Origin of the sequence: Nocardiopsis sp. FR4 (genome assembly GCF_009830945.1) — a bacterium.
Lineage (GTDB): Bacteria > Actinomycetota > Actinomycetes > Streptosporangiales > Streptosporangiaceae > Nocardiopsis.
This window is the reverse complement of record NZ_VWVV01000013.1, coordinates 74549-95475: the sequence shown is the minus strand read 5'-3', so window position 1 is coordinate 95475 and position 20927 is coordinate 74549. Positions and strand designations below refer to the sequence as shown.

At 65.3% G+C, this 20927-nt stretch carries 24 protein-coding genes; 17 read left to right on the top strand and 7 right to left on the bottom strand.

The window, feature by feature from the left end:
• Positions 1 to 136: 136 nt before the first annotated feature.
• Positions 137 to 616, bottom strand: a complete 480-nt coding sequence (locus FYW95_RS14375) for a GNAT family N-acetyltransferase (protein ID WP_236567856.1) — start codon at positions 614 to 616, stop codon at positions 137 to 139.
• On the bottom strand, positions 613 to 3768 hold the full coding sequence (locus tag FYW95_RS14370) for an orotidine 5'-phosphate decarboxylase / HUMPS family protein (RefSeq protein WP_159943335.1): 3156 nt from the start codon (positions 3766 to 3768) through the stop codon (positions 613 to 615). The genes FYW95_RS14375 and FYW95_RS14370 overlap by 4 nt, the downstream gene beginning before the upstream one ends.
• Before the next feature lie 102 nt (positions 3769 to 3870).
• Between FYW95_RS14370 and FYW95_RS14365 the strand changes: the two genes are divergently transcribed.
• From FYW95_RS14365 to FYW95_RS14335, 7 genes are all read left to right on the top strand, one after another.
• Complete coding sequence (locus FYW95_RS14365; RefSeq protein ID WP_370462396.1) at positions 3871 to 4698, top strand: AAA family ATPase; 828 nt, start codon at positions 3871 to 3873, stop codon at positions 4696 to 4698.
• Positions 4688 to 6013, top strand: a complete 1326-nt coding sequence (locus FYW95_RS14360; protein WP_159943333.1) for a diaminopimelate decarboxylase family protein — start codon at positions 4688 to 4690, stop codon at positions 6011 to 6013. Before FYW95_RS14365 ends, FYW95_RS14360 begins: the two co-directional genes overlap by 11 nt.
• Positions 6003 to 6407, top strand: a complete 405-nt coding sequence (locus FYW95_RS14355) for a cytidine/deoxycytidylate deaminase family protein (protein WP_159943332.1) — start codon at positions 6003 to 6005, stop codon at positions 6405 to 6407. Before FYW95_RS14360 ends, FYW95_RS14355 begins: the two co-directional genes overlap by 11 nt.
• A complete protein-coding gene (locus FYW95_RS14350; protein WP_201294859.1) occupies positions 6404 to 7339 on the top strand; it encodes a radical SAM protein in 936 nt (311 codons plus the stop codon). The genes FYW95_RS14355 and FYW95_RS14350 overlap by 4 nt, the downstream gene beginning before the upstream one ends.
• Before the next feature lie 41 nt (positions 7340 to 7380).
• The gene (locus FYW95_RS14345; protein WP_236572190.1) at positions 7381 to 8046 is read left to right on the top strand and encodes a class I SAM-dependent methyltransferase; all 666 of its coding nucleotides are present in this window, start codon (positions 7381 to 7383) and stop codon (positions 8044 to 8046) included.
• Positions 8043 to 8636 (top strand): class IV adenylate cyclase, encoded by a 594-nt coding sequence (locus FYW95_RS14340; RefSeq protein ID WP_159943329.1) that lies wholly within the window; start codon positions 8043 to 8045, stop codon positions 8634 to 8636. Before FYW95_RS14345 ends, FYW95_RS14340 begins: the two co-directional genes overlap by 4 nt.
• A gap of 109 nt (positions 8637 to 8745) precedes the next feature.
• Positions 8746 to 8970 (top strand): hypothetical protein, encoded by a 225-nt coding sequence (locus FYW95_RS14335; protein WP_159943328.1) that lies wholly within the window; start codon positions 8746 to 8748, stop codon positions 8968 to 8970.
• A gap of 96 nt (positions 8971 to 9066) precedes the next feature.
• On the opposite strand, the gene FYW95_RS14330 is transcribed toward FYW95_RS14335, so the two are convergent.
• The 5 genes from FYW95_RS14330 to FYW95_RS14310 all read right to left on the bottom strand — a co-directional run bounded on the left by FYW95_RS14330 (position 9067) and on the right by FYW95_RS14310 (position 12597).
• Positions 9067 to 9411, bottom strand: coding sequence for a DUF6221 family protein (locus tag FYW95_RS14330; RefSeq protein WP_159943327.1), 345 nt, complete (start codon positions 9409 to 9411; stop codon positions 9067 to 9069).
• Between the two features lie 221 nt (positions 9412 to 9632).
• Positions 9633 to 10319: a PDDEXK family nuclease gene (locus FYW95_RS14325; RefSeq protein WP_159943326.1), complete on the bottom strand. Its 687-nt coding sequence runs from the start codon at positions 10317 to 10319 to the stop codon at positions 9633 to 9635.
• Positions 10320 to 10359: 40 nt separating this feature from the next.
• Positions 10360 to 10692, bottom strand: a complete 333-nt coding sequence (locus FYW95_RS14320) for a hypothetical protein (protein WP_159943325.1) — start codon at positions 10690 to 10692, stop codon at positions 10360 to 10362.
• Between the two features lie 33 nt (positions 10693 to 10725).
• Positions 10726 to 11199 (bottom strand): SAM-dependent methyltransferase, encoded by a 474-nt coding sequence (locus FYW95_RS14315; protein ID WP_159943324.1) that lies wholly within the window; start codon positions 11197 to 11199, stop codon positions 10726 to 10728.
• A gap of 36 nt (positions 11200 to 11235) precedes the next feature.
• Complete coding sequence (locus FYW95_RS14310; protein WP_159943323.1) at positions 11236 to 12597, bottom strand: helix-turn-helix domain-containing protein; 1362 nt, start codon at positions 12595 to 12597, stop codon at positions 11236 to 11238.
• A 317-nt stretch (positions 12598 to 12914) separates the two neighbouring features.
• On the opposite strand from FYW95_RS14310, the gene FYW95_RS14305 reads away from it, so the two are divergent.
• From FYW95_RS14305 to FYW95_RS14260, 10 genes are all read left to right on the top strand, one after another.
• Positions 12915 to 13166, top strand: a complete 252-nt coding sequence (locus tag FYW95_RS14305; RefSeq protein ID WP_159943322.1) for a hypothetical protein — start codon at positions 12915 to 12917, stop codon at positions 13164 to 13166.
• Entirely contained in the window at positions 13166 to 13579 is a 414-nt protein-coding gene (locus FYW95_RS14300) for an ATP-binding protein (protein WP_160050413.1), read from the top strand. Before FYW95_RS14305 ends, FYW95_RS14300 begins: the two co-directional genes overlap by 1 nt.
• Before the next feature lie 89 nt (positions 13580 to 13668).
• Positions 13669 to 14001, top strand: a complete 333-nt coding sequence (locus FYW95_RS14295; RefSeq protein ID WP_160050412.1) for a hypothetical protein — start codon at positions 13669 to 13671, stop codon at positions 13999 to 14001.
• Between the two features lie 494 nt (positions 14002 to 14495).
• On the top strand, positions 14496 to 15191 hold the full coding sequence (locus tag FYW95_RS14290) for a CPBP family glutamic-type intramembrane protease (protein ID WP_160050411.1): 696 nt from the start codon (positions 14496 to 14498) through the stop codon (positions 15189 to 15191).
• Between the two features lie 23 nt (positions 15192 to 15214).
• A complete protein-coding gene (locus tag FYW95_RS14285; RefSeq protein ID WP_159943318.1) occupies positions 15215 to 15598 on the top strand; it encodes a hypothetical protein in 384 nt (127 codons plus the stop codon).
• Positions 15595 to 16059 carry a DUF6879 family protein gene (locus FYW95_RS14280; protein ID WP_159943317.1) on the top strand — a complete coding sequence of 155 codons (465 nt, stop codon included), beginning with the start codon at positions 15595 to 15597 and terminating at the stop codon, positions 16057 to 16059. Before FYW95_RS14285 ends, FYW95_RS14280 begins: the two co-directional genes overlap by 4 nt.
• 179 nt (positions 16060 to 16238) lie before the next feature.
• On the top strand, positions 16239 to 16424 hold the full coding sequence (locus FYW95_RS14275; RefSeq protein ID WP_159943316.1) for a hypothetical protein: 186 nt from the start codon (positions 16239 to 16241) through the stop codon (positions 16422 to 16424).
• Positions 16409 to 18043, top strand: a complete 1635-nt coding sequence (gene lysX, locus FYW95_RS14270; RefSeq protein ID WP_255495460.1) for a bifunctional lysylphosphatidylglycerol synthetase/lysine--tRNA ligase LysX — start codon at positions 16409 to 16411, stop codon at positions 18041 to 18043. The genes FYW95_RS14275 and lysX overlap by 16 nt, the downstream gene beginning before the upstream one ends.
• A gap of 529 nt (positions 18044 to 18572) precedes the next feature.
• Positions 18573 to 19163 (top strand): nuclease-related domain-containing protein, encoded by a 591-nt coding sequence (locus tag FYW95_RS14265; protein ID WP_159943315.1) that lies wholly within the window; start codon positions 18573 to 18575, stop codon positions 19161 to 19163.
• An 809-nt stretch (positions 19164 to 19972) separates the two neighbouring features.
• The gene (locus FYW95_RS14260; protein WP_159943314.1) at positions 19973 to 20899 is read left to right on the top strand and encodes a replication-relaxation family protein; all 927 of its coding nucleotides are present in this window, start codon (positions 19973 to 19975) and stop codon (positions 20897 to 20899) included.
• Positions 20900 to 20927: the final 28 nt, after the last annotated feature.

Genomic DNA, 20927 nt, shown 5'->3' with positions numbered 1-20927 from the left:
CACAAAGACGCTGTCCGGAAACCTCGGGGCACCTCACCTGGAGTGTTGCCTGGCTCCAGAGCGGCACCTAGTCGTGAACACGCAGCCTTGGTGAAGCTCCCCTCTCACCCATCATCGGGGCGAAAGCAAGACTCGTTCAGCCCAGAGTCAACTGATACACGGCTCGGCTACGGCCAGGCCCCTTGAAGTCGCTGATGACCGAGACGCCGTTGACCTCGTGGTCACCGGGGACGTTCTCGAAACCGAGGGCGGTCCAACTGGTGTGTGCCGCCTCGTTCTCAGGTTCGGACGTGAGGTACAGGCGTTGACAACCCCACGTCTCAGCCTGGGAGCGCACGCTCTCCAGGAGTGCTCGTGTGATGCCGCGGCGTCGGTGCTGCGGATGGGTCATGACATCTTGCACGTAGATATCCGCAGGGTCGTCCTGGCTACGGAAGGCGATCACCGCTCCGGCGACGGTGTCATCGTCCTCGACGGCGATGGGACAGGTGGAGGAGAACAGCGTGGCGTAGAGCCAGTAGTCGGACAGGGTACGAGCGGAAATGTACGGATCGCCGAGTTCCATCAGGCGCAGGACGTCGCCAATTCGCTCAGGTCGGAGGGGCGTGATGATCACGGGCGTTCCTCGGTATGGATCTTGTGGACGATGGTGGTCAACTGCTGCGCCATGTCAGCAGGGGCGACGGCGTCGGCGACGCTACGGCCGACGATGACGATATCCCAGTCGTTGCTGGTCGTAAGGGTGTCATCGGCGGTGCTGAATCCGCCGGAGACCGCGACGGGGAGCCGGCTGCATGCACGGATTGTTCTGGCGGCGGCCAGGGGGTGGTTACCGCCGACGCCGAGATCGATGTTGGTGGTGATGACGAATCCGTCGACACCGGTACGTTCCATGTCGCGCAGCCAGGAAGGGGTGAGGTGCTCAGGTGTCACGTCGAGTGTGAGCGCGACTCCGAGGCGACGCGCGGCCCCGACTGCGGCGGACACGCTGGCTATCGAAGCCGGTCCGATGAGAAGGACGACGTCGGCGCCCGCCTCGGCTGCGAGTTCGACTTGATCGCGGCCCCAGTCGGCGGACATCATTTCGGCTACCACAGCTGTTTCCGGTGCATGCCGCTTGATCGTCTCGATCGCGGTGACGCCCGCTCGCTTGATCAACGGGTCGCCGACCTCCAGGAAGTCGACCCCGGCAGCAGCTGAGGCGGTGGCGATCTCCACAGCACGGTCGAGGCTGTGAACGTCGAGAGCGATCTGGACGGAGTGCTGGCCGCGGCGGCGCCGGTACCGTTCACGAGCGTTCATCGCTCCTGGACAGGGCTCGTTCAGTCGCTGAACGGCGTGAGCCTCCTTGGCGGTGAGCCAGTGAGGGGAGTCCATTCCCTGAGACACCAGGGGTTCTTCAAGATAGGACGGCAGCTTGATCCAGCCTGTCTGGATCTCTCTGAGCAACCCAAAGAGGGCCCTGTCATCGGGCGGGGGCGCTTCGTGGGTCGATTCCCCGCTGAGGAGCCGAATTCTCGTCAGGAGTTTCACGGCGGAGCCAGGGGCAGAGCCCCAACTCCTGTCACCGTTGACGCTGGTGATCACGGCGTGTGCCAACTCCGGGTTCGGCAGCGGAGCCTGAGGGCCTGCCAGGAGTCCCTGCAGGGCGCGTTCGCGAACATGCCAGTTGCCGTCCGCGAGTAGGACTCGGACATGATCCCGCGCGGCTACCGCGTCGAGGGTCCCGACCGCTCGGGCAACGGCGGCACGGACCTTGTAGTCGTCATCGCTCACGAGGCGTTCGACGATGCGGTGCACATGCCCTGGACCAAGTGCACGGCGTTCCAGTAGAGCCTCCGCGAGCCCTGCGCGTACTCGCCAGTCCAGGTGGTTCAAGAGCTGCCGAAGCAGACCTGCGTCGTCGCGCCCCGCGCCGATGAACAGATCGAAGTGCCGCGCCAGGAATGCGGCCTCCTCGGTACGGTCCAGGTCGATGCAATCCGCGATGCGTGTGCTGACACGGATGTCGAGAGCTTGCTCAACATGGTGGGCGACGTCGTTCCAGATCTCGAACCCGTGGGTCCGCAGTTGCTCGACGATCCAGGGTGCGTACTGGCCGCCGAGCGCCTCCGCGATATTCGGTGTCGCGAGCAGCGCACGGGTGAGCTGGTGCGTCGGCGCCTGAGCACATCGGTGGGCACAGGATCGAACGACCTCGGCGGGGAGGAGAACTCCGTTGACCGCAGCGGTCTCGAGCAGCATTGGCAACGTGGTGTTCAAATCGATCGACGGTGCCATGGCGATGACCTCGATCAGCTTCGGCGTAGAGCAGTCGAGGGCGCACACGAGGAAGTCGAATACGCCCCGACCCGATGCCGAACGAGTGGCCTGGTCAGCCAGGTCGTTGAAGGCCGTAACCGTCGCGACGGACCGCCCGAGGGCTGTCATCCGGTCGGCGATGTGGACAGCGAGAAAATACTCCTGGAACACGTCATGTGTGAATCGTGTCCGTCCATCGGGCCTGTGCTCGACGAACGCAGACGCCGACTCCTCATCGGGAGAAGTAAACCTCCAAACTGGTTCGGGCTTTTGACTGGGGTCGATCAGCGGGCCCGGAACCACCTCGGGTATCAGTTCGCAGGCCAGTTGCGTGAGGCGATCCATGTCCGCGCCAACGTGGCGGGAAGTCCGGCTGAGAACCGTGCGAACGCAGTGGTCGACGAGCCGGAACGCATTGATCGTGCCGAGCCTCGTCTGTGTTTGTGCAGCGCCTCCAGCGCTCCGCAGCATCTGCAAGTACAAGGGTGTTCTCGCCAGAAACTGCAGCGATTCCGGCAGGTCGGCGAACGGGACCTGGTCCACGTGAAGCTCGTGATCCCACAGTTCTCGCGCCTCGGCCACTGTCCATGGCGCAAGGGTGTGGGATGCCTCGGATGATTGCGTCAAGGCCCCGAAGACGGCCGCCGACAGGACGGGAAAGGGCGATAGATCGGGGATGGGAGGCGTCCTCGCCACCATGAGAAACCGCAGGTGATGGGAATTAACCTGTCGCAGAATGCCGTCGACCAGACGACCGATGACGGTGAGCTGTTCCTCGGTGTCGACTCCGTCGATGACCACGACGCACGTGCGATCGAGAGTGTCTGACATGCGCTCCAGGGTCAGCAGAGCATCTTCACCGCTGGGTAGCGAGGCGTATCTCAGTATCTCTGTGGCCAGTCCTGTTATGGGGAGCGCTCTTGAGGAGCAGCTGTGGAGCTGGAAGTCCACCTGCTCCGACCACCTGCGCGCTAGGTGCTGAGTAAGCAGCGTCTTTCCACTGCCAGTGCCTCCGGTGAGGAAGAAGACCCGCGCTTGGGAATCAAGGAAGTGCCTGAACCGTTCGACGGCAGTCTGGTCGGGTCGGTACGTCGGCTCCATGGCAGTGGTTCGAGCAACGGCCAGGAGAGCGGCCGTCCGTTGCCCTGAGCGGTTACCGAGACGGGCGGTGCCGTCCTCCGTCGCTCCGCCTTGTGGCACGTTCGGGGCGGTTGGGTTGTCGGTGGTCTCGGAACGAAGGATGAGTTCGAATCGATCGGCCACCTCCGGTTTGGATCGGGTGAGATCCGTGTCGAGGAGCTGCTGTGTGTCGTAACGCAGCTTCGCCTTGCTGCCGCGCCGCTCCCAGTTCGACACGGCCGCGTCGTTGACCCCGAGATGGGCGGCGAATTCGCGAACGCTCATGCGCTTGGCCTCACGAAAGGCGCGCGCCTCGCGGCCGGTCCATCGGGCCACCACCGAACCCATGGGTTCGAATCCCTTCCGTTTCACACCGCGCCGTCATCGTGCACCTTACGGTAGCCAGCCGACAACGTAATTAGGGCAGGACTAGGACGGCACCCCATAGCCGTGATCTCCGCCGCGGTGACAGCGTGGGCTTGTTCGGTCGGAGTCGAGCCGAACAGCCCCACCCCCGAAGCTCTTCAGGCCTGCACCGTGCGAGTCACGTTGGCCTTGTCGAACCACTGCGAAGGAGTTGCGCCTGTGGTCTCACCCGGAGCCCGCTCATCGCCGACCACGCCTCTGACGGCGTCGGCGCATCCCACAGAACAACCGTGTTCCGCCCGTAGGGAGCCGTTTGTACAGACGGGGCGATTCGTCGTGTTGGAAGGGCTGTCTGGCGTCGGTAAGAGCACCACCGCTCCACTGTTGGCCGCTGCGCTCGGCGCGGAACTGGTGGACACACAGCTTTCCCACCTCGCAGAGGCGCGCCGCCACATCGACCGCCAGCGGTCGGTCAACGCTCGCCTGCACTTTTGGATGACGGTCAACTATTCCGTATCCGACGTCGTGGACAAGCACCTGCGGACAGGCCGCAACGTCGTGATCGAGAGCTACTTCTACCGCACGCTCGCCACCCACGCGGCGATGGGGGCACGGTATCTACCGCCGGTCGACTGGGACCGGGCCGTCGTCCCGGACCTGGCGATCGAACTGACCTTGCGCGAACCATACCGTCAGCGACGCCTAGCTGGACGCGAACGTTCAGGGACAAGCCGTTACTGGGACAGGCTGGTCGAATCGGGGCTGGCCACGCTGCGCAGCGTCTACGACTCGTTCGACCTCACCCCGGTCGACACGACGGGACTCACACCCGTGCAGGTGGTCGACAGGATCGAACGCCTGTTGACCAAGCCGCGCTCCATGACACTGACTGGAGCGGGCGATGCCGACTGAGATCCCCGCACGTGCGTTCGAGCTCGCAGAAATCCACGGAACGCCGCTGTTGATGTTCTCACCCGATCGACTTCAGTCCGCAGCGGACAGACTACGGACCTTCACGGACCGATTGCCGCTCCCCACAGAGATCTACTACTCGTACAAGACGAACTACCTGCCCCATCTGTGCGCTCTGCTCGCAGAGCAGGGGATCGGCGCGGAAGTCACCTCGACCCTTGAATACGAGCTGGCCCGCCAATACCGCACCCCCCAGCGGATCGTGGTGAACGGCATCGGCAAGGTGACGGGCCTTCTCCAGCGCGCCACGACCGGTGACCTACCGCGACTGGTGAACCTGGAGACGGACACCGAGATCGAACACCTGAACACACTCACACGCGAGGGCGAGCTCCTGGCGGTCGGGCTGCGCGTGTGCTTGCCAGGTGTCTCGGGTGAGCGCGGCAGCGACCCCTCGATCCACTGGCGGCGCGGCACCGCCAAATTCGGCTGGAGTAGTTCCGGTAGTGAGATCATCCGCGCAGCGGGCGCCGTGGCATCCACCCCTGGAACGGTCTTGGAGGCACTCCACGTACACGCTGGCAGCCAGATCGTGTCCCCTGGCTTCTACGACACCGTCTTGACCAAGACTCGCACCCTGCTCCAGCGGCTACGCGCCGCGGGCGTCACCACGGTCACCACACTCGACATCGGAGGCGGCCTCGCCTCCGGGCGGGTCGGCAAACGCCGGACAGGGCCGCTGTTCGAAACGCTACACGCGGCTGGGTTCCGGATCCCTGTCCGGGAGCAGCGGGAACCCGACCTGGACGGCATCTCCGCTGTGTTCCAACGACACATTGATCGACTGAGTCGACTCGGTATCCGCCGCCTCGTCCTGGAACCCGGCCGGTTCCTCGCCGAACCCACGATGACCGCGGTCGCCACCGTCGTCGCCATCCGGAGAGACGGACCTCGGCAGCATGCTGTCCTCGACCTCGGCACGAACGCGTTGCACTGTTGGCGCGCGGACGAGAGGAGGCCGATCATCTTCGACCACCCCGACACATCTGGTTCCACGGTTCCGTGGACCGTGGTCGGACCTCTGTGCCACCGCGGCGACAGCTTCGGCACCGTATTCGGCCCCACTGAGCTTCGCCCCGGTACCCGCGTGTGCCTCGATGCCGTCGGCGCCTACTCGGTCGGCGACTGGATTGCCAACACCTGGTTGCGTCCCCCAGTGGTCTCCACCGACGGAACCGTGCTGTGGCGACGGCAGGACACGACTGACTTCTTCGCTTTGGCCCAGGGCAGGGGAGGACCGGTCCATGTCGGATGATCCGCAGCCCACCGCCGTTGAGCTGAAACGCCTGCTCGAAGCCTGCCGAAGCGCTTTCCAGATGTGCGCACACCCGAGCGTCAAGGTGGCCGCCGCCGTCAGCGACAGCGAGGGCGCGATCCACAACGGAGTGCAGGTGCGGTCGACCAACTGCAGTCACTGCGCCACCTGCGCCGAACCGGTTGCTCTCGGCGCCGCCCTGGCCGTCGGCGCCACCACTTTCACGGCTTGCGTGGCCATGGTCCGCGACAACACCGGCATTCATGTCTGGTCACCGTGCGGCACCTGTCGGGAGCTCCTGCGCGACTTCGGCGTGCGCACCGTCGTGGTCGCCCAGACCCCGGACGGACACCCGATCACCGCCACACCCGACGAACTCCTGCCCTGGCCTTGATAGCCACCACCGGAGGAACCAACACGATGCTCACCGAGATCACCGGGATTCACCGGATCCGCATGCTGTACCTGCAGCTGTTGTACCGCTGTAACTTCAGCTGCCGCCACTGCTTCCATGGCGAACTGCTCGCCGACCCCGAGCACTACACGCTCGAGCAGGCGCAGACGATCCTGCGCCGCTTCCGAGACACCTACCAGCTCGAGGCCGTCACCCTCCTCGGCGGCGAGCCTCTCCTCTACCGCGACATCGTCGACCTGTGCCGCTACGCCAAGAACGACCTCGGCCTACGAACCGAGATGTGCAGCAACGCTCACCGCGGCTTCCGCAACACGGTGACCCGCCTCGCCCCGGTCCTGGACAAGTTCCGGGTCTCCCTGGATGGCCTGGCCGACACGCACGACAGGATCCGTCAGCGGGGCAGCTTCACCGGCGCCATCGAGATGATCGACCACGCCCGAAACCTCGACGTCCCCACCAGCGCCACCATGACCGTCACGGCGCACAACCTCGACCAGATCGTCCCCCTCGCGCGACTGCTTCAACAGCACGGAGTCACCGAGCTGAAACTGCACGCGCTGCGCCTGGTGGGCAACGCTGTCGACAACCCCGACCTCGAAGTGGCCAGCACCTCCCGCTACGGCCGGTTGCATGAGCAGATCGCCCAAGCCGACCTGGACATCGCGATCATCTACGACTCCGACCTCTCACCCGCCCCCGCCGGGACCGCCTGTTCGAACCTGGTCACCGACGGCTGGCTCGACCGCATCGAATCCGATCCGCGTGGTGGACTGACCGTGTCCTGTAAGGCCGTGGGTCGCGACGCCAACGCCTTCCGATGGGACAAGCACGCCGAGGAGATCGTCCACGAGCCCCGAGAGAACGACGAATTCGCCCTGGCCATCCCCGACGTGGTCTATGTTGGTGGCTGAACGTGACCGCGCCGCCATACAGAGACCCGATGACTCATGCCGTGGCTGCCTCCCCCACTGAGAGCGTCTGGCAGGCGACCAAGACGTTCTTCCCGCTGTTCCTCGACCAGATCGAGATGTGTAGGGCGAAGACGGTGTGTGTGGTCGGCGCGTCCGACGGCAAGTACGTGCTCCCCCTCGCCCGGCGCGGGCTGCGCGTGATCGCCATCGAACGCGATGCTCTCGCGCTCGACGGCGGTCCTATCACCCTGCCCGGACCTATACCAGGCACCATGGCTGGTCTTCGCAGGCGCCTGGCTGCCGAAGACCTGAACCATCAGGTGACCATCGTCGAGACCGACATCCTCGAGCCCTCCGAGACTGTCGAGACCGTCGACGCTGTGTGGACCAGCTGCTCCTGGCACTACAGCGTCAACCACCGCCGCTCCCTGGCCGACTTCGTCGCAGCCATGCAAAACCTCACCCGCGCGGACGAGGGGCTGTTCGGAGCCGAGTACATGATGCCCGTCGAACCACGCCACTTCGCCTGTGAGCACTACCCAGAGGCCGGAGAGCTGCGCCGCTACTTCACCGACTGGGACATCGCCTGGGAAGCGTACACGCCCGCCTTCGTCGAAGACCCCCACGTCGAGCAACTACACCCGCATGTCCATCGCATGGGACTGCTCATCGCCTCACGACCGACCAAGGAACCGATCTCAACATGACTCCTGAATTCGAAGCCCGCTTCCTGGCCATCAGCCCCGACGCCATCGCCACCCGGCTCCGTGACCGTGGGGCCACCTGCACGATGCCGCGCACGCTCATGCGGCGCGTGGTCCTGAAGAACCAGGACATCAGTGACCGCGGCGGATGGCTGCGGCTGCGTGAGCAGGGCGACAGGACAATGCTCACCTACAAACAGGTCAACGACGCCGACGGCGCCTCCGGTATCGACAGCATCCTGGAGGCCGAGGTCGAGGTCGCCGACTTCCACGCCGCCCAACACCTGCTGGAGGCCATGGGGTTCGCGGCACTGCGCTACCAGGAGAACTACCGCGAGGAATGGCAGCTCGACGGCGTCACCTACGACATCGACACCTGGCCGGACCTGCCTACCTACCTCGAGGTCGAAGGCCCCGGTGAGGAGGCTGTTCGCGCCGCCGCTGCCATGCTCGACCTCGACTACGCGACCGCGACCTTCGGCAGTGTCGACGAGGTCTACCTCAAGGTGCTCAACCGCGACATCCTCGCCGAGTCCCGCCTCGTGTTCACTTCACCGCTTCTGGACGCTGAAAGCGCTCTGAGCGCTGACTGACCAGAGCATCCGCCAATCGTGCAGGGCGCGTTCAGCGAGTTGCTAGCCGAGCCACCAGCATGGCCCACCTTCGGTGAAGGTGAGGTTCACATGGGGAGCGTGGGGCTGAGTGGACGACGGAGACCGCAACGCCTTGAACGCGGATAAGCCTCTGGTTCGGTTGAAGGAGACCTTGACTGAGGTCGATTCCCGCTTCGGGTTCATCGAGGAGTGCGCTGGGGGAATTCAGGCCCGCGATACGCGCTTCCTAAACGGATTCACGCTGAAAAAGTATGAGGAAGGAGATGCGAATGGGGTGTTCATAGTTTTGTCTGTCGACTGGCAGACACGCTAGAGCGACCAGTATGTTCGTGGCGATAATGAACGAGAACCGGCTGGCTCTGTAGCTCCGCTGCGCAGAGAAGGGCGCCCGGGCGGGACGGGCGCCCTTTCACCGCTCCCAGTCGCGGGTCCACCCAGGTCGGTCACGGTACGCCTGAGCGATCGTGCGGATGGCTTCTCCGAGACCGTTCGCCCGGCCGTGGGCGCCGCTGAAGCTCCAGTCTTCGCTGTCGAGGTCCATGACCCCTTCGTAGAGCTCTAGAAGCGTCAGCTTCGCCTGAACATCCGCGAGGATACTCGTGGGGGTGACCATCAACCGGTAGTGGTCGTAGGCACCGTCGTGTTCGGTATTGACGTCGGAGTGCGCGGCCGCGATGGTCACGCTATGGAAGGCGTTGGCGGCGCGCTCGTCGGCTTCGATTTGTGAGCGCAGCCAGCTGATGAGGTCCTGCATCAGTCCTCCAGTGTAATGAGGACACGCGGCACCTCGTAGCTATCGATAACCCATGTCACGGACTTGACCCGATACTTTTCGCTGTTGATCTTCACTCGGTCTCCTTGCCGAGGAACGGCGGGGAGATCGATCTTGTGGTTGAGGTATCGGTCGGTGTGCTCGAACTGGACTTGTATGTCCCCTCCTCTGATTGGCGGTCGGAGTCACCGGTGACCGGAAGGTCAGCCCTTCTCGCCGTGCTCGAACCGCGCCGAACGGGCAGCACGGTAAGCCTCGAGGAGGCGGGGTGTCCGATGCGCAAAGCGTGGGTACAGACCTTCGTCTACCCAATCCCCCACATGGTGCTGAGGGCAGACACCGATTTGGCCGTACAGCTTGAGAATCACTCGACCACAGAACCAGCAGTCGGTCCACCACCAGCTATCGCTCCTAGGCTTGCGGGCGAACCCGGGGTTGCTTCCCAGTAGGAAAGCCGTGGGCTTGAGCCCGACCTGCCACTGTGGCGGACCTCCGCCTATGTTGAGCCACCCTTCTTGGTTGTCCCAAACCCATTTTCCAGGTCCATCCATGTACTCGCTCATGGTTGTTATTTGGGACATTTCTGGTGCTGGAACTTCAAGTTTGGTGAAGTAAACGAAGGCTCGAATTCCGGTGCCTTCCGCTAGTCCTTGAGCCTTCTCGATCTCTTCGTCAGAGGGAAAGGTGCCCTTGATTTCGAGCCAGAATTCGAGGTCGGTGTTGGGATAGACCAGGAAGTCGGGCAGGTAGGGTTTGCCGTCGATGAGGTATCCCTCGGGTTCGTACTCCCAAGTGATGCCGAGGTGGTCGAAGAACACTGCCCAGCGCGCTTCAATGCGGGATCGGAACCGATATCCGGCGTAGTGGGTTTCGATGGGTCTGATGTTCATGGCCCCTCCTGCGTCCATAGTGCTGACGGAGCAAGGCAAGTTAGTCCTGACGGTCCGGGAAGCCGCTGTAGACCTCGCAGGTGAGGACTCCATGAGTATCCCGTTCGCAGACCTCATTCAACCGCTCGCCGGTGACATCTTCCAGACCCGTCCGACCAGCAGCGGCCATGACGGGACTGTCACCGCCGTTATCACCAGTGACGAGGGGTGTTTCTTCGTCAAGGGTGTGCCCAACAGGCCGGCTCGACTCGGCCAAACGGGAAGCGCGGATCAACCCGTTCATCCGTGAGATCTGCCCGACGATACCAAGCAACTCGCCACCGGAAGTGTGCTCGACTTGGACCAAGGCGGCGCGGTCCCTGAACTCCAGCAACCTGAAAGCTCCAGTCGAGCCCAAAGCAGGCTCTCAGGACTGGCGTGTCTCCCAGTAGTGCCTGAGCATTTCCCCGGGCCAACGGGGTTGCCTCACCTTTCCCCGGGGGCCGAACTCGACGAACCACGGGGCGATATCCAGAACAGGCGTTCCATCGACCGCGTCCAAGTCCTCAACATGAAGGTCGTGCCCTTCAATCCGGAGCAGGCGCGGTTGAGAGATGGCGATCCTCGCGGGCCGCCGGTGGTTGCGGTGGACGAACGTTCCGGTCTCCGGCCAGTCCGTGTTCCCCCTCGGGTGCCGTGCACCGAGGTGAACATCGGCCTCCGACCCCTGGCTGAAGCGCCACACCACCTGAATATGGGAGAACTCGTCCAGACCCTTGAGGGTGCTCACCGGCAAGTCCTCGTTGAGGCGGATGATCGACCGGACACCTCCCCAGTAGTCATCCGCGACCTCGGTGCGTCCTCCGACCACGGTCGCGACGGGGGTGAGCGTGATCTCCACGAGTAGTCCTCCGGAATCGACGGCTGTAAGGCCGGATCAGGCTACACGGAGCATCTCAGCGGCCTTGCTGTCGACTTCGCGCACCGCGTCGATTCCACGTCCGCGCACGCTGCTGAGCACCGTGCGCATGGTCTGTACCGTGTTCCTGGCCCGACCCGACCGCACACCCTCCATCGCGTCCAGCGCCTCCGTCCATGTGGCGCAGGCCGCTTCGATCTCTCCGCGAGCCGCCTGGATCTCGCCCAGATATCCGAGGGTCACAGCGTGGGTCCGGGAGAACTCCGCGGGGCGCAGCCGCACACTGCGCTTGAACTCGCGCTCCGCAGAACCGAGATCACCCATGACTTGCAGGGTTCGGGCAGTCTCATGAGCCAGGCTGGCCTGGGTGAAGAACCACACCCGGCCCGGCTCGTCATCGCCCTCACCGGCGTCGGCAAGGTCGTTCTCAGCGATGAGGAGGGCCTTCGCTGATGCCTTGTGCTCACCCACCGCGGCCAGACTGCGGGCGTGCACCACTCCGAGCAAAGCCCGTTCACGTGGACCAGCAGCGCGATAGCAAGCGCAGTCTATGGAAGCCGACGTCAACTTCGCTGCCTGGGGGAAGTGCCCGAGATCCATGGCCTGGTGTGCCAGCGCTCGGAGTACGTGACCGGCCAGGGCCCGGTCTCCGGCTTCGGCGGCGAGCTTGACCGAAAGCTGCAAGAAGCGCTGGGCCGTACCGTGCCGGTTGGCATCGAAGGAGGACCAACCAAGGACGTACACCAGTTCACTCGCCGCGGCGAACAGATCGCTGCGGATCCGGTCGGGGGCACGTCTACGCAGTGCCGGGAGGACCTCTTCGGTCAGGAACATGGTGGCGGCCGAAGCTCCATAGCCTCCACCCCGTTGTTGGTCCAAGCGCTGGAAGAGACGGGTCGCATCCTGGATCGCCTCGACGTCTCCTCGCGTCACCACCCCCTGCTTGGCCGGGCGGGCCCTCGCACGGTCCACACTCTCCCGCCACCAGGACTCCCCAGGGAGAGTGAGCCCAGCAACTGAATAGACAGCGGTGCCGATGAATTGCCTTCTGTGCACGTCGCTCCCAAGCTCGGCCAGCGCGGCCAGAGTATCGGCCTCCCAGGAGCTCTGGGTCGGCCACTCGTCGGGGCGGCCCAGCCCGATGTCCTCCAGGCTCAAGGGACGCCCGAGCCCTCGAGAGAGCGTCTCGCACAGCACCTCTGGGGCGCGGCCCTGCGGTCGCGTGCCCGTGACCCACATGGAGATGGTGGAGCGCCCCACACCCAGCAGGTCAGACTGCCTCATCTCTCTCGCGACGCGCAAGAAACGGGCAGCGACTTGCTGCTGTGACCAGCCAAGCTCGGCGATCACAGCCTTCAATTTCACGTTGGGGCTGCGCATTCCACCCTCCGAAACACCTTTGGCAGCTTTGGCAGGGTCCGTAACCACGCACCCATACCGGCGGGAGCGTGGAAATGGTTGTCTCACCGTAACGGCCTGTGTCGCTGGCATGCGGGGTTTTTTTCTAGCTCTCCGTGGCCAGTACCGGCCGCACGCTTTGGCCTCGTTGCACGACGCGTGATGCGGAAGCCCTCGCTTCACCCTCTTCACAAAAGAGGTGTGAGGAGGGCCTAGACAACAGAAAACGCCCCGGTGCCGGTTAGCGGCGGCTCCGAGGCGTGAGGCCCCACCTGACCTGAAATGACCTGAGGTGAGACATGTCCGAGCATAGCGAACCCGCTACCTACGGCACCACACGACGGCAGTTCGAGGACGCCAACCCCGGCTGGACCATCGAACGAAGGCCCCAGGCGGTACCGGGGCGGCGATGGGTCGCCCAGCCCCTGGCTCTGCTCACCGCCCGCCAGATCGAGCGGGGATGGTGCGGAGCGGTCTACGGGCCCGACATCCCCACCGTCCACAAGCGGCTCACCAGGGAACTGGCGACCCGCGGTGTGGAGGAGCGCTGATGTTGGCCCCACCACGCGAAGACCTCCTCTGGCAGGGACGCAGCAGCTTCCCCGGAACCCCCACCTCCATCGGCGACAGCCGCGCATGGGTGCGCACACGGCTGGTCGAGCAGGGCATAGAGCCGCCCGCAGACCTGGAAGTGGTCCTGTCGGAGCTGGCGACCAACGCCATCCGGCACACCCGCAGCGGCACCCCGGGCGGTCGGTTCGCCCTCCGGGTCCTCGCCTACCCCGACCGGGTCCGCATCGAGGTGCGCGACGGCGGCCCCTTCGAGGACATCCATCCCCTCCATCCCGCCACCCCCGCCCTGTTGGACGAGCACGGGCGCGGCCTCCTCCTGGTGGAGGCGTTCTCCACCTGCTGGGGGCGCCTTCCGAGTCGGCGCGGCGTGTACGCGGAGGTGGCCCGGTGACCCCCACCCTCACCATGGTGCCCCTACACGCCCAACCACCCCGCCCCTCCACAACGGCGCAGACCGCCATGCGGCAGATGGAACAAGCCGTGACCACCGCCGGATACACCCCGCTGGTCGACGCGGCAGGCTGGTCGATCGACGCCCGCCTGTACACCCGCAGGGCCTGGGAACAGGGCTCCCCCGTCGGCATCGGCGCACCCGTGGCCGCGGTGTGCCTGCGCCTGCACCAACCCACCCACGGCCGCCTGGAATGGGTGGCGGAGTTCCCCGCTCGCGCTCCAGGCGCATGGGAGATGCCCGACCCCACCAGGTCCACCCGGCGCCTGGCGATCCTGGGCGACGCCACGCTTCCCGTGCACCCTATGGACCTGTGCCTGGTGGACTACCTGGTCAACCAGATCCGGGAGGGGCACACGTGACCATCAGGTTCCCCCGCCCAACCCGTACTTGGGCTAGGCCCCTCCTGCTTCGCAGGGACTTCGAGGCCACACGCTGGCGAGCAGCCCAACAAGGGTTCGTCCTCACCCGCGAGCGCCGCCTCCTGGGCGCCCTGTACGCCCTCACCTCTCTGGGTGGGGTAACCGAGATCTTCCATGACCTCGCCGAGGTCCGCGCCTACCTGGATGGCCACGACCCCGACCGGGCTCCAGCCCCTTGAGCTGGTGCGGCGATGACGCATCCCTTTCCGTCCCGAGCTGAGGGGTTTCCGCCGTCGCACCTGGCCCGGGTTCCGCCACGGCCTGGCGGGACCCGGGCCCCCAACCACGAAGGACCACAGGTGTCACCACCACACACATGCCCCAGGCCAGCCCAAGCGCCCCACGGGCACAGCACTGCCATGCCTGCGGCCCGGCCTCGCTCACGAACGCTCTCCACCCCAGCCGCCTACGCCACCACCGCCCTGCTCGGAATCTTGTTCGCCCCCGCGGCCCTGGCGATACCGTTCACTCGGTGGCCCCTTGCCACCGAGGCCTGGATTCTGGTGTGGGGCGCGCACGCGGTGATGCTCGCGGCGACAGTCACCGCGGCCTGGCAGATCACTCACCGCCTGGGGACTGGTGTCCGCGACGGCCTGGGACTGTTCCCCTCCTGGGCCAGGACCAGCCGCCTGTTGCTGCGCATGGAGTACCAGCACCAGCCGATGCTGGTGTTCTCAGTCGGGGCGTGCGCCTTCCTCTTGGTGCGGGTGGGCTTCTTCCCGCTGCTCCTCAACGCCTGCGCCCCTGAAGCGTCGGGCACGCTCCTGCCCACCCTGATCTTCCTCGTGCCCGTGCAGATCAGCACTGCACTCATCACCGAGTTGGTGCTCGTCGGCCTGGTCGTCACCCTCCTGGGCGCCGCACACAGACCAGCGTGGGAGGCCTACCTGGTGTCGGCCCTGGCCCGGGTCGCGCTCGGCCTCGGCGCGGGATGGGCCGCCCTGGCGCTGGCCCCACTCGGCCTGACCTCGGTATGGCTCTACCGGCGCACCCGCAGGCTGACCCCGCTCATCATCGCCCACGCCAGCATCGCCCTGGCCCACACCCTGACGGTGGTGTGGATCAGCTCGATCAGCGACCTCGCCCACACCCCGGCCCTCACCCCGTTCATGGCCTTCCCCCTGCTCTGACCGCCCTACCGGAGAAAACCCCTATGCCCACACTCACCTCCCACCCCTACACACCGCTCCTGGACCGCGCCCAGGCCCTGGCCGCCACACAGGACCAGGACTGGGTCACTCCCGCCCAGGCACGCGACATCACCGGACTCACCCGCCGCCAGCTCACCACCGCGGCCGACACCGGTGCCATGACCGTCAACCGCCCCCGACCCCGCAGCCCGCGCTCCTTCCTCCGGGCGTCCCTGATCGAGCACGTGGCCCAGACCCTGGGCCAGCCGTTAACGGTGTTCGACGCGGTGCTGCACCAGGCAGCCGAGGACGGCATCCGCATGGACCACGCCACCTACCGCATCGACGAAGCAGCCCTACGCTCCTGCGAGGGACACACCGGGACCTGCTGGCGTGGAAACCCGTGACCACCTCGTGGACCCCACCGACAGCGCCCTGTGCGCATGGCACCGAGGAGACCACCAGCGCCCTCAACCTCCTCCAAGGCGAGCGCCCGGCCATGGAAGCCCGCCGTGCCCTGCACCAGGAGATGGGAACCACCGTCCGCACCCTGTGGGCCACCAGCTTTCCGCTGACCTCCTACCAGCGCTTCCAGCTCCACGTCCACCGGCTACGCGCAGCCTCAGGGTTCTCCACCCGCGTGCTGGTGCCCCAGCACCGCAGGTACCTGGAGTGCGCGGGACCGCTCTCCGAACTCGTGGTCTACGAAGGCCATGCCGTCTACCTGCCCCACTTCACACCGCAGGGCCACCCCAACGGCGCCACCCGCGTCAACGACCTCGGCTTGGCCGACGCGCTCACCGAACAGCTCGATGCCCTGGACACAGCTGCGCTCGCCCTCGACGTCTTCGCCCGCCCACACAGGTAACAAGGGCTGAGCACTACAGACCGCCAGCTCACCCCCAGAGCAGGCTCCGACTCCGCCGGTGGCGCACACCCGCCCCACTGACCGGGCTCCTGCTCAGTGGGACCGACTTCGTCCCGCTGACCTCGGATGAGGAACCCACCGCTTCATCATCCGCACACCCCGTTACTCCCGGAAAGCGCATGTGCCACGAACGTTTGACCACGCACCTTCACCGGCTACTCGACATGATGCCCGGACCGGACTTCACCGCGCAGGCCGTCGCCGCACTCGCTGACCTACCGACCCCTCACGCGGCGGCGGATCTGAGCGAACTGGTCGACGCGACCCTCCTCGGCAAAGAGGACGACCATTGCCAGCACTGCTGACGAAAGCGGCCTCCTCCAACCATCGGACACCGAAGAGACGACCACGACCACGACCACCCGAGGACGCATCCTCAGAGCGCGTACGCCAAGTCCTGCGCACAGATAGGATCGAGATCGTGAATGACGCGCACGAAACCACCTACGGCGACCTGCCCGAGCAGATGCGGGTCCGGCGGCAGAAGCTGGACCGGCTGCGCGAGGAAGGCATCGACCCCTTCCCCGTGGCCTTCCCCCGCACCACGTCGATCAAGGCCGTGCGCGACAAACACACCAACCTCGACCCGGACACCCGCACCGGCGAACACGTTGCCATCGCCGGTCGGGTCATGCTCTACCGCACCGGCGGCAAGCTGTGCTTCGCCACCCTACGCGACGAGACCGGCGACCTGCAGATCATGCTGTCGCTGGATCAGGTCGGCCAGGAGCGCCTGGACGCCTGGAAGGCCGACGTCGACCTCGGCGACCACGTGGGCGTGGAGGGCGAGGTCATCACCTCCCGCCGCGGCGAGCTGTCCATCATGGTCAGCTCCTGGACGCTCACCGCCAAGTGCCTGCGCCCGCTGCCGGAGAAGCACAAGGGCCTGACCGACCCCGAGGCCCGGGTGCGCCAGCGCTACGTCGACCTCATCGTCAACCCCGAGTCCCAGCAGATGGTCCGCAGCAGAGCGCGCATGGTGCGCACCCTGCGAGCGGAGCTGGAGCTGCGCGGCTTCATCGAGGTTGAGACCCCCATGTTGCAGCAGGTGCACGGAGGCGCGACGGCACGGCCGTTCATCACCCACATCAACGCCTACGACATGGACCTCTACATGAGGATCGCCCCCGAGCTGTTCCTGAAGCGGCTCGTGGTCGGCGGCCTGGAGCGGGTCTTCGAGATCAACCGCAACTTCCGCAACGAGGGCGCGGACTCCACGCACAACCCCGAGTTCACGATGCTGGAGTTCTACCAGGCCTACGGCGACTACAACGACGGAGCCGCGATCACCCAGGCCCTGATCCAGGGAGCGGCCCAGTCCGTTTTCGGATCCACCGTGGTCGAACGACCTGACGGGGAGTTCGACCTCGGCGGGGACTGGCCCCACATCACCCTCTACGGATCGGTGTCCGAGACGCTGGGCCAAGAGATCACGGTTCACACCCCTCTGGAGAAGGTGCGCCAGCTCGCCGACGCACGCGGCATCGAGTGGAACCCTGAATGGGGCCCCGGCAAGCTGGTGGAGCACCTCTTCGAGGAGCTCGTGGAGCACACCCTCGTGCAGCCCACGTTCGTGCGGGACTTCCCGCTGGAGACCAGCCCGCTCACCCGCCAGCACCGGGACGAGCCGCTGCTCACAGAAAAGTGGGACCTCATCGGCTTCGGCATGGAGCTCGGCACGGGCTTCTCGGAACTGATCGACCCCGTCGAGCAGCGCCGCCGCCTCACCGAGCAGTCGCTGAAGGCGTCCGGAGGCGACCTCGAGGCGATGCAGTTGGACGAGGACTTCCTCCGAGCGCTGGAGTACGGGATGCCACCGACCGCTGGTGTGGGCGTGGGCATCGACCGCCTGCTCATGGCCTTCACCGGTAAGAACATCCGGGAAACCGTGCTCTTCCCGATCGTGAAGCCCGCCGGAGACTGACCAGGGGCACAGGCGGACAGGCCTACACCGGGTGGTTCCTCGGACTGCACTCACAGCAGCACCCGTGAACCCGAAGGGGTACTCACCGTCAATACCACCGTGGCCTGGTGCATCACATGGTCCGAAGGCGGTGCTCCAGGTGCACAAACTCTGGAACGGGCGGTGACACACGCTGGCCGTAAGAGAGGCCCAGGCCATCGCCGGGTGACGCTCCGGAAAGCGGTGACTTGCCGAGACAAGGTGTTCGGCGGAGACACGGTGGTCCAACGGACCAACACGGCTCATCCTCCGCTTTCCGGCAAAGAGGCGGCACACGGCGTGTACGGGTGTTTCGGCAACCCTTCCGGAGAGTAAGTCCTCCAGGCTTGCCGGCCTGTCCCTCTCCTTGCCGGGAGTTTGCCGACGCCGTTTGCCGACAAGCCGGTAAACCTTTGTGACCAGCGCAGATGCCCTTGTCGGCCCGTCGTGGAGCAGAGTGGTACAGGGGTGTGCCACGGTGGTACACGTGCACGGTCAACCTGGTACGTCTGTGAACACAGCCGCCGAGCAGTACGGTGCGACTGCCCGTCGAGGGGCGTTCTTCGAACGCCGTGTGGGCCAGGCTGTACAGGACTGGTTGCAGAGTCTGCCTGGGGTGTACCACCTCTTCCATGACCTGGTACACCTGGACCGCCTCACCGGGGCGGGGTTGCCTCCGCTGTCGTTGGGGTCCACCAACATCGACCACCTTGTGCTCACCGGGGCGGGCTGGTTGCTCATCGACGCGAAGGGGTGCGGCGCCGGAGTTCTGGGCACCGACGACGAAGGCAGGGGCCAGTTGATCGCGCCCAACGGGGAACGGGTAGCCCAACCGTGGATGGACACCAGTCGCTCCTACTCACAAGCCGGGGCCGCCTACCGCCTTACCGACGGTAGGAAGGGCCAGTTGGTATGGGTGGTCCCTGCGGAGACCGTCATCGACGAGACCTCGGCCGCTCGGGCGCGCATCTTCGAAAAAAGCGGAACGCTGTGTGACCTCGGAGAGGTCGTCTCCGGGGCCTTGACCACGATGTTGCCCGAGCCTGCGCCAGTCGACCCCCAGGTGTTGGAGCGCTTGAACGGTCATCTCGCCGTGTCTTGACCCAGAAAGCCCTCCTGCCCACGGCTCCAAGGCCGGTAGGTGTCACAGGGCGGACGCTCTCAGAGGGTTGACACCACGGTTGTCCCCGCGGTTGTCCCCACGGTTGACTGAGGGCTACAGGTACCACTACAAGAACGGGTTCAACCTTTCTGTAGCCATCGAACGTGTCAAAGCCTGGTGGGACAAGGGATGAGGCGCTGTCGGCAAACCCCGACATCTTCCTTTTCTACTTATACAAAAGAGGAAGGCCTTCATCCTTATCCTTCCTCTGCCACACCCAGACCGCGCTCCCACTCTGACTCCCCTGCATCCATGATCGTGCTGTACTGCCTTCCTTCTGCCCTTCTTGCGTACTCGTCCAACCAGCCGGGACTCATCGCTTCTCACCATCCCCGCTCTGTCTCTTGCTCCGTATCTCCACCGGTAGATGCCCATCCAGGGGACCATCCCTGTCACCGTTCACTGGAACTCCTGTATGACGACACTCGGCCCACGAGGCCCGATGTTTCCATGGAGCCGTCAGATGAACGCTGTCATGCCACCCGGGTCACGCCTGAGGGGCGAGCTGACAATGAGGAAAGTAAGCTCCTGAGGATCGACCTGAGAGCTTCGTGGAGTGAGGGGAAGCTTCTGGCCGTCCGAGGCGCGTCCTCTGTGTTCAGTGGGCGAAGGCAGGACATTTCTCCCCCCTGAAAAAACCTTCATCTTCAAAGGCAGAGGGGAACTCTCGACCTGTTCGGTCACATGCTTACCTTCGTTGGGCTTCCTCCTTATGACGGACTTGTGTCTACATCGAGGAGGACCACGGTTTGCCGATCCGCACCATCGAAGCCAGCGAGCTGGCGCAAAACACCCTGGCGGTGCTCTACCAGCACCGCCTGGTCGCGAGTCATCAGCTGGCCCGCCTGCTCACACCGGAGGCGGCCTCACACCGGTACATGCTCCACCTCCTGAAGCATCTGGAACGGAAGGGATTGGCTGACCGTGTGGTGCCCCCGGGCCGCCGACCGCACCGGTGGTTCCTCACCCCTGTCGGGGCGCGCGCGGTGCAGGAAGCTGATGAGGTGCTGGTGCGCCCCTACCGGATGAGCCCCGAACGCGCCGCGGGTCCGCTCGCCGAGCACATGCTCGCGGTGGTCGAAACGGGCCTGGCCTTCTTTGAGCACGCCCGCCTACTGGGAGACGACTTCGAACCTCTGTACTGGGTCCCGGAGGTGGCGCACCGTTACGTCAAGGGCAACGGCAGGTTCAACGACACCCACGTGATCAGCGACGCCCTGCTGCACTACGTCATCAACGGCTCCGACGGGGTGCGCTGGCAGATCCAGTTCCTGGTGGAGGTGGACCGCGCCACCATGCCCGTACACCGGCTGGCGGGCAAGCTCGTGTCCTACGCCCGCTACTTCGATTTCCATCCTCTGCGCAAACTCAGGAGCGCCGCGGACGGGCCAGCACGTCCCGCGTGGCAGGAGCGGTATCCGCGCTTTCCGCGGGTGCTCCTGGTCCTGGACGGAGCCAACAAGCGGCGCTTGGCCAACCGGCGAACCGACCTGGCGGCCTACGTGCGCTCCTCGCAGTACCTGATCGTTCCCCGGCCGGGATTCTCGATCGGATGCGCGACGATGCCTGACCTGGTGGAGCAGGGGCCCCGAGCCCGGATCTGGAGAAACCTGGTCAGTGAACACGAGGATGAGCAACGGACGGATTTCGCCCTGGGCGCGGGACCACGCCGATGACCCTGTAGAAGCCCTCCTGACCGGATAG

Excerpts from the sequence above, each read along its gene's own strand:
- FYW95_RS14370 (WP_159943335.1), bottom strand. The coding sequence starts at position 3,768 with ATGGGTTCGGTGGTGGCCCGATGGACCGGCCGCGAGGCGCGCGCCTTT.
- FYW95_RS14360 (WP_159943333.1), top strand. The coding sequence starts at position 4,688 with ATGCCGACTGAGATCCCCGCACGTGCGTTCGAGCTCGCAGAAATCCAC.
- FYW95_RS14355 (WP_159943332.1), top strand. The coding sequence starts at position 6,003 with ATGTCGGATGATCCGCAGCCCACCGCCGTTGAGCTGAAACGCCTGCTC.
- FYW95_RS14340 (WP_159943329.1), top strand. The coding sequence starts at position 8,043 with ATGACTCCTGAATTCGAAGCCCGCTTCCTGGCCATCAGCCCCGACGCC.
- FYW95_RS14330 (WP_159943327.1), bottom strand. The coding sequence starts at position 9,411 with ATGCAGGACCTCATCAGCTGGCTGCGCTCACAAATCGAAGCCGACGAG.
- FYW95_RS14325 (WP_159943326.1), bottom strand. The coding sequence starts at position 10,319 with ATGAACATCAGACCCATCGAAACCCACTACGCCGGATATCGGTTCCGA.
- FYW95_RS14310 (WP_159943323.1), bottom strand. The coding sequence starts at position 12,597 with ATGCGCAGCCCCAACGTGAAATTGAAGGCTGTGATCGCCGAGCTTGGC.
- FYW95_RS14305 (WP_159943322.1), top strand. The coding sequence starts at position 12,915 with ATGTCCGAGCATAGCGAACCCGCTACCTACGGCACCACACGACGGCAG.
- FYW95_RS14300 (WP_160050413.1), top strand. The coding sequence starts at position 13,166 with ATGTTGGCCCCACCACGCGAAGACCTCCTCTGGCAGGGACGCAGCAGC.
- FYW95_RS14285 (WP_159943318.1), top strand. The coding sequence starts at position 15,215 with ATGCCCACACTCACCTCCCACCCCTACACACCGCTCCTGGACCGCGCC.
- FYW95_RS14275 (WP_159943316.1), top strand. The coding sequence starts at position 16,239 with ATGTGCCACGAACGTTTGACCACGCACCTTCACCGGCTACTCGACATG.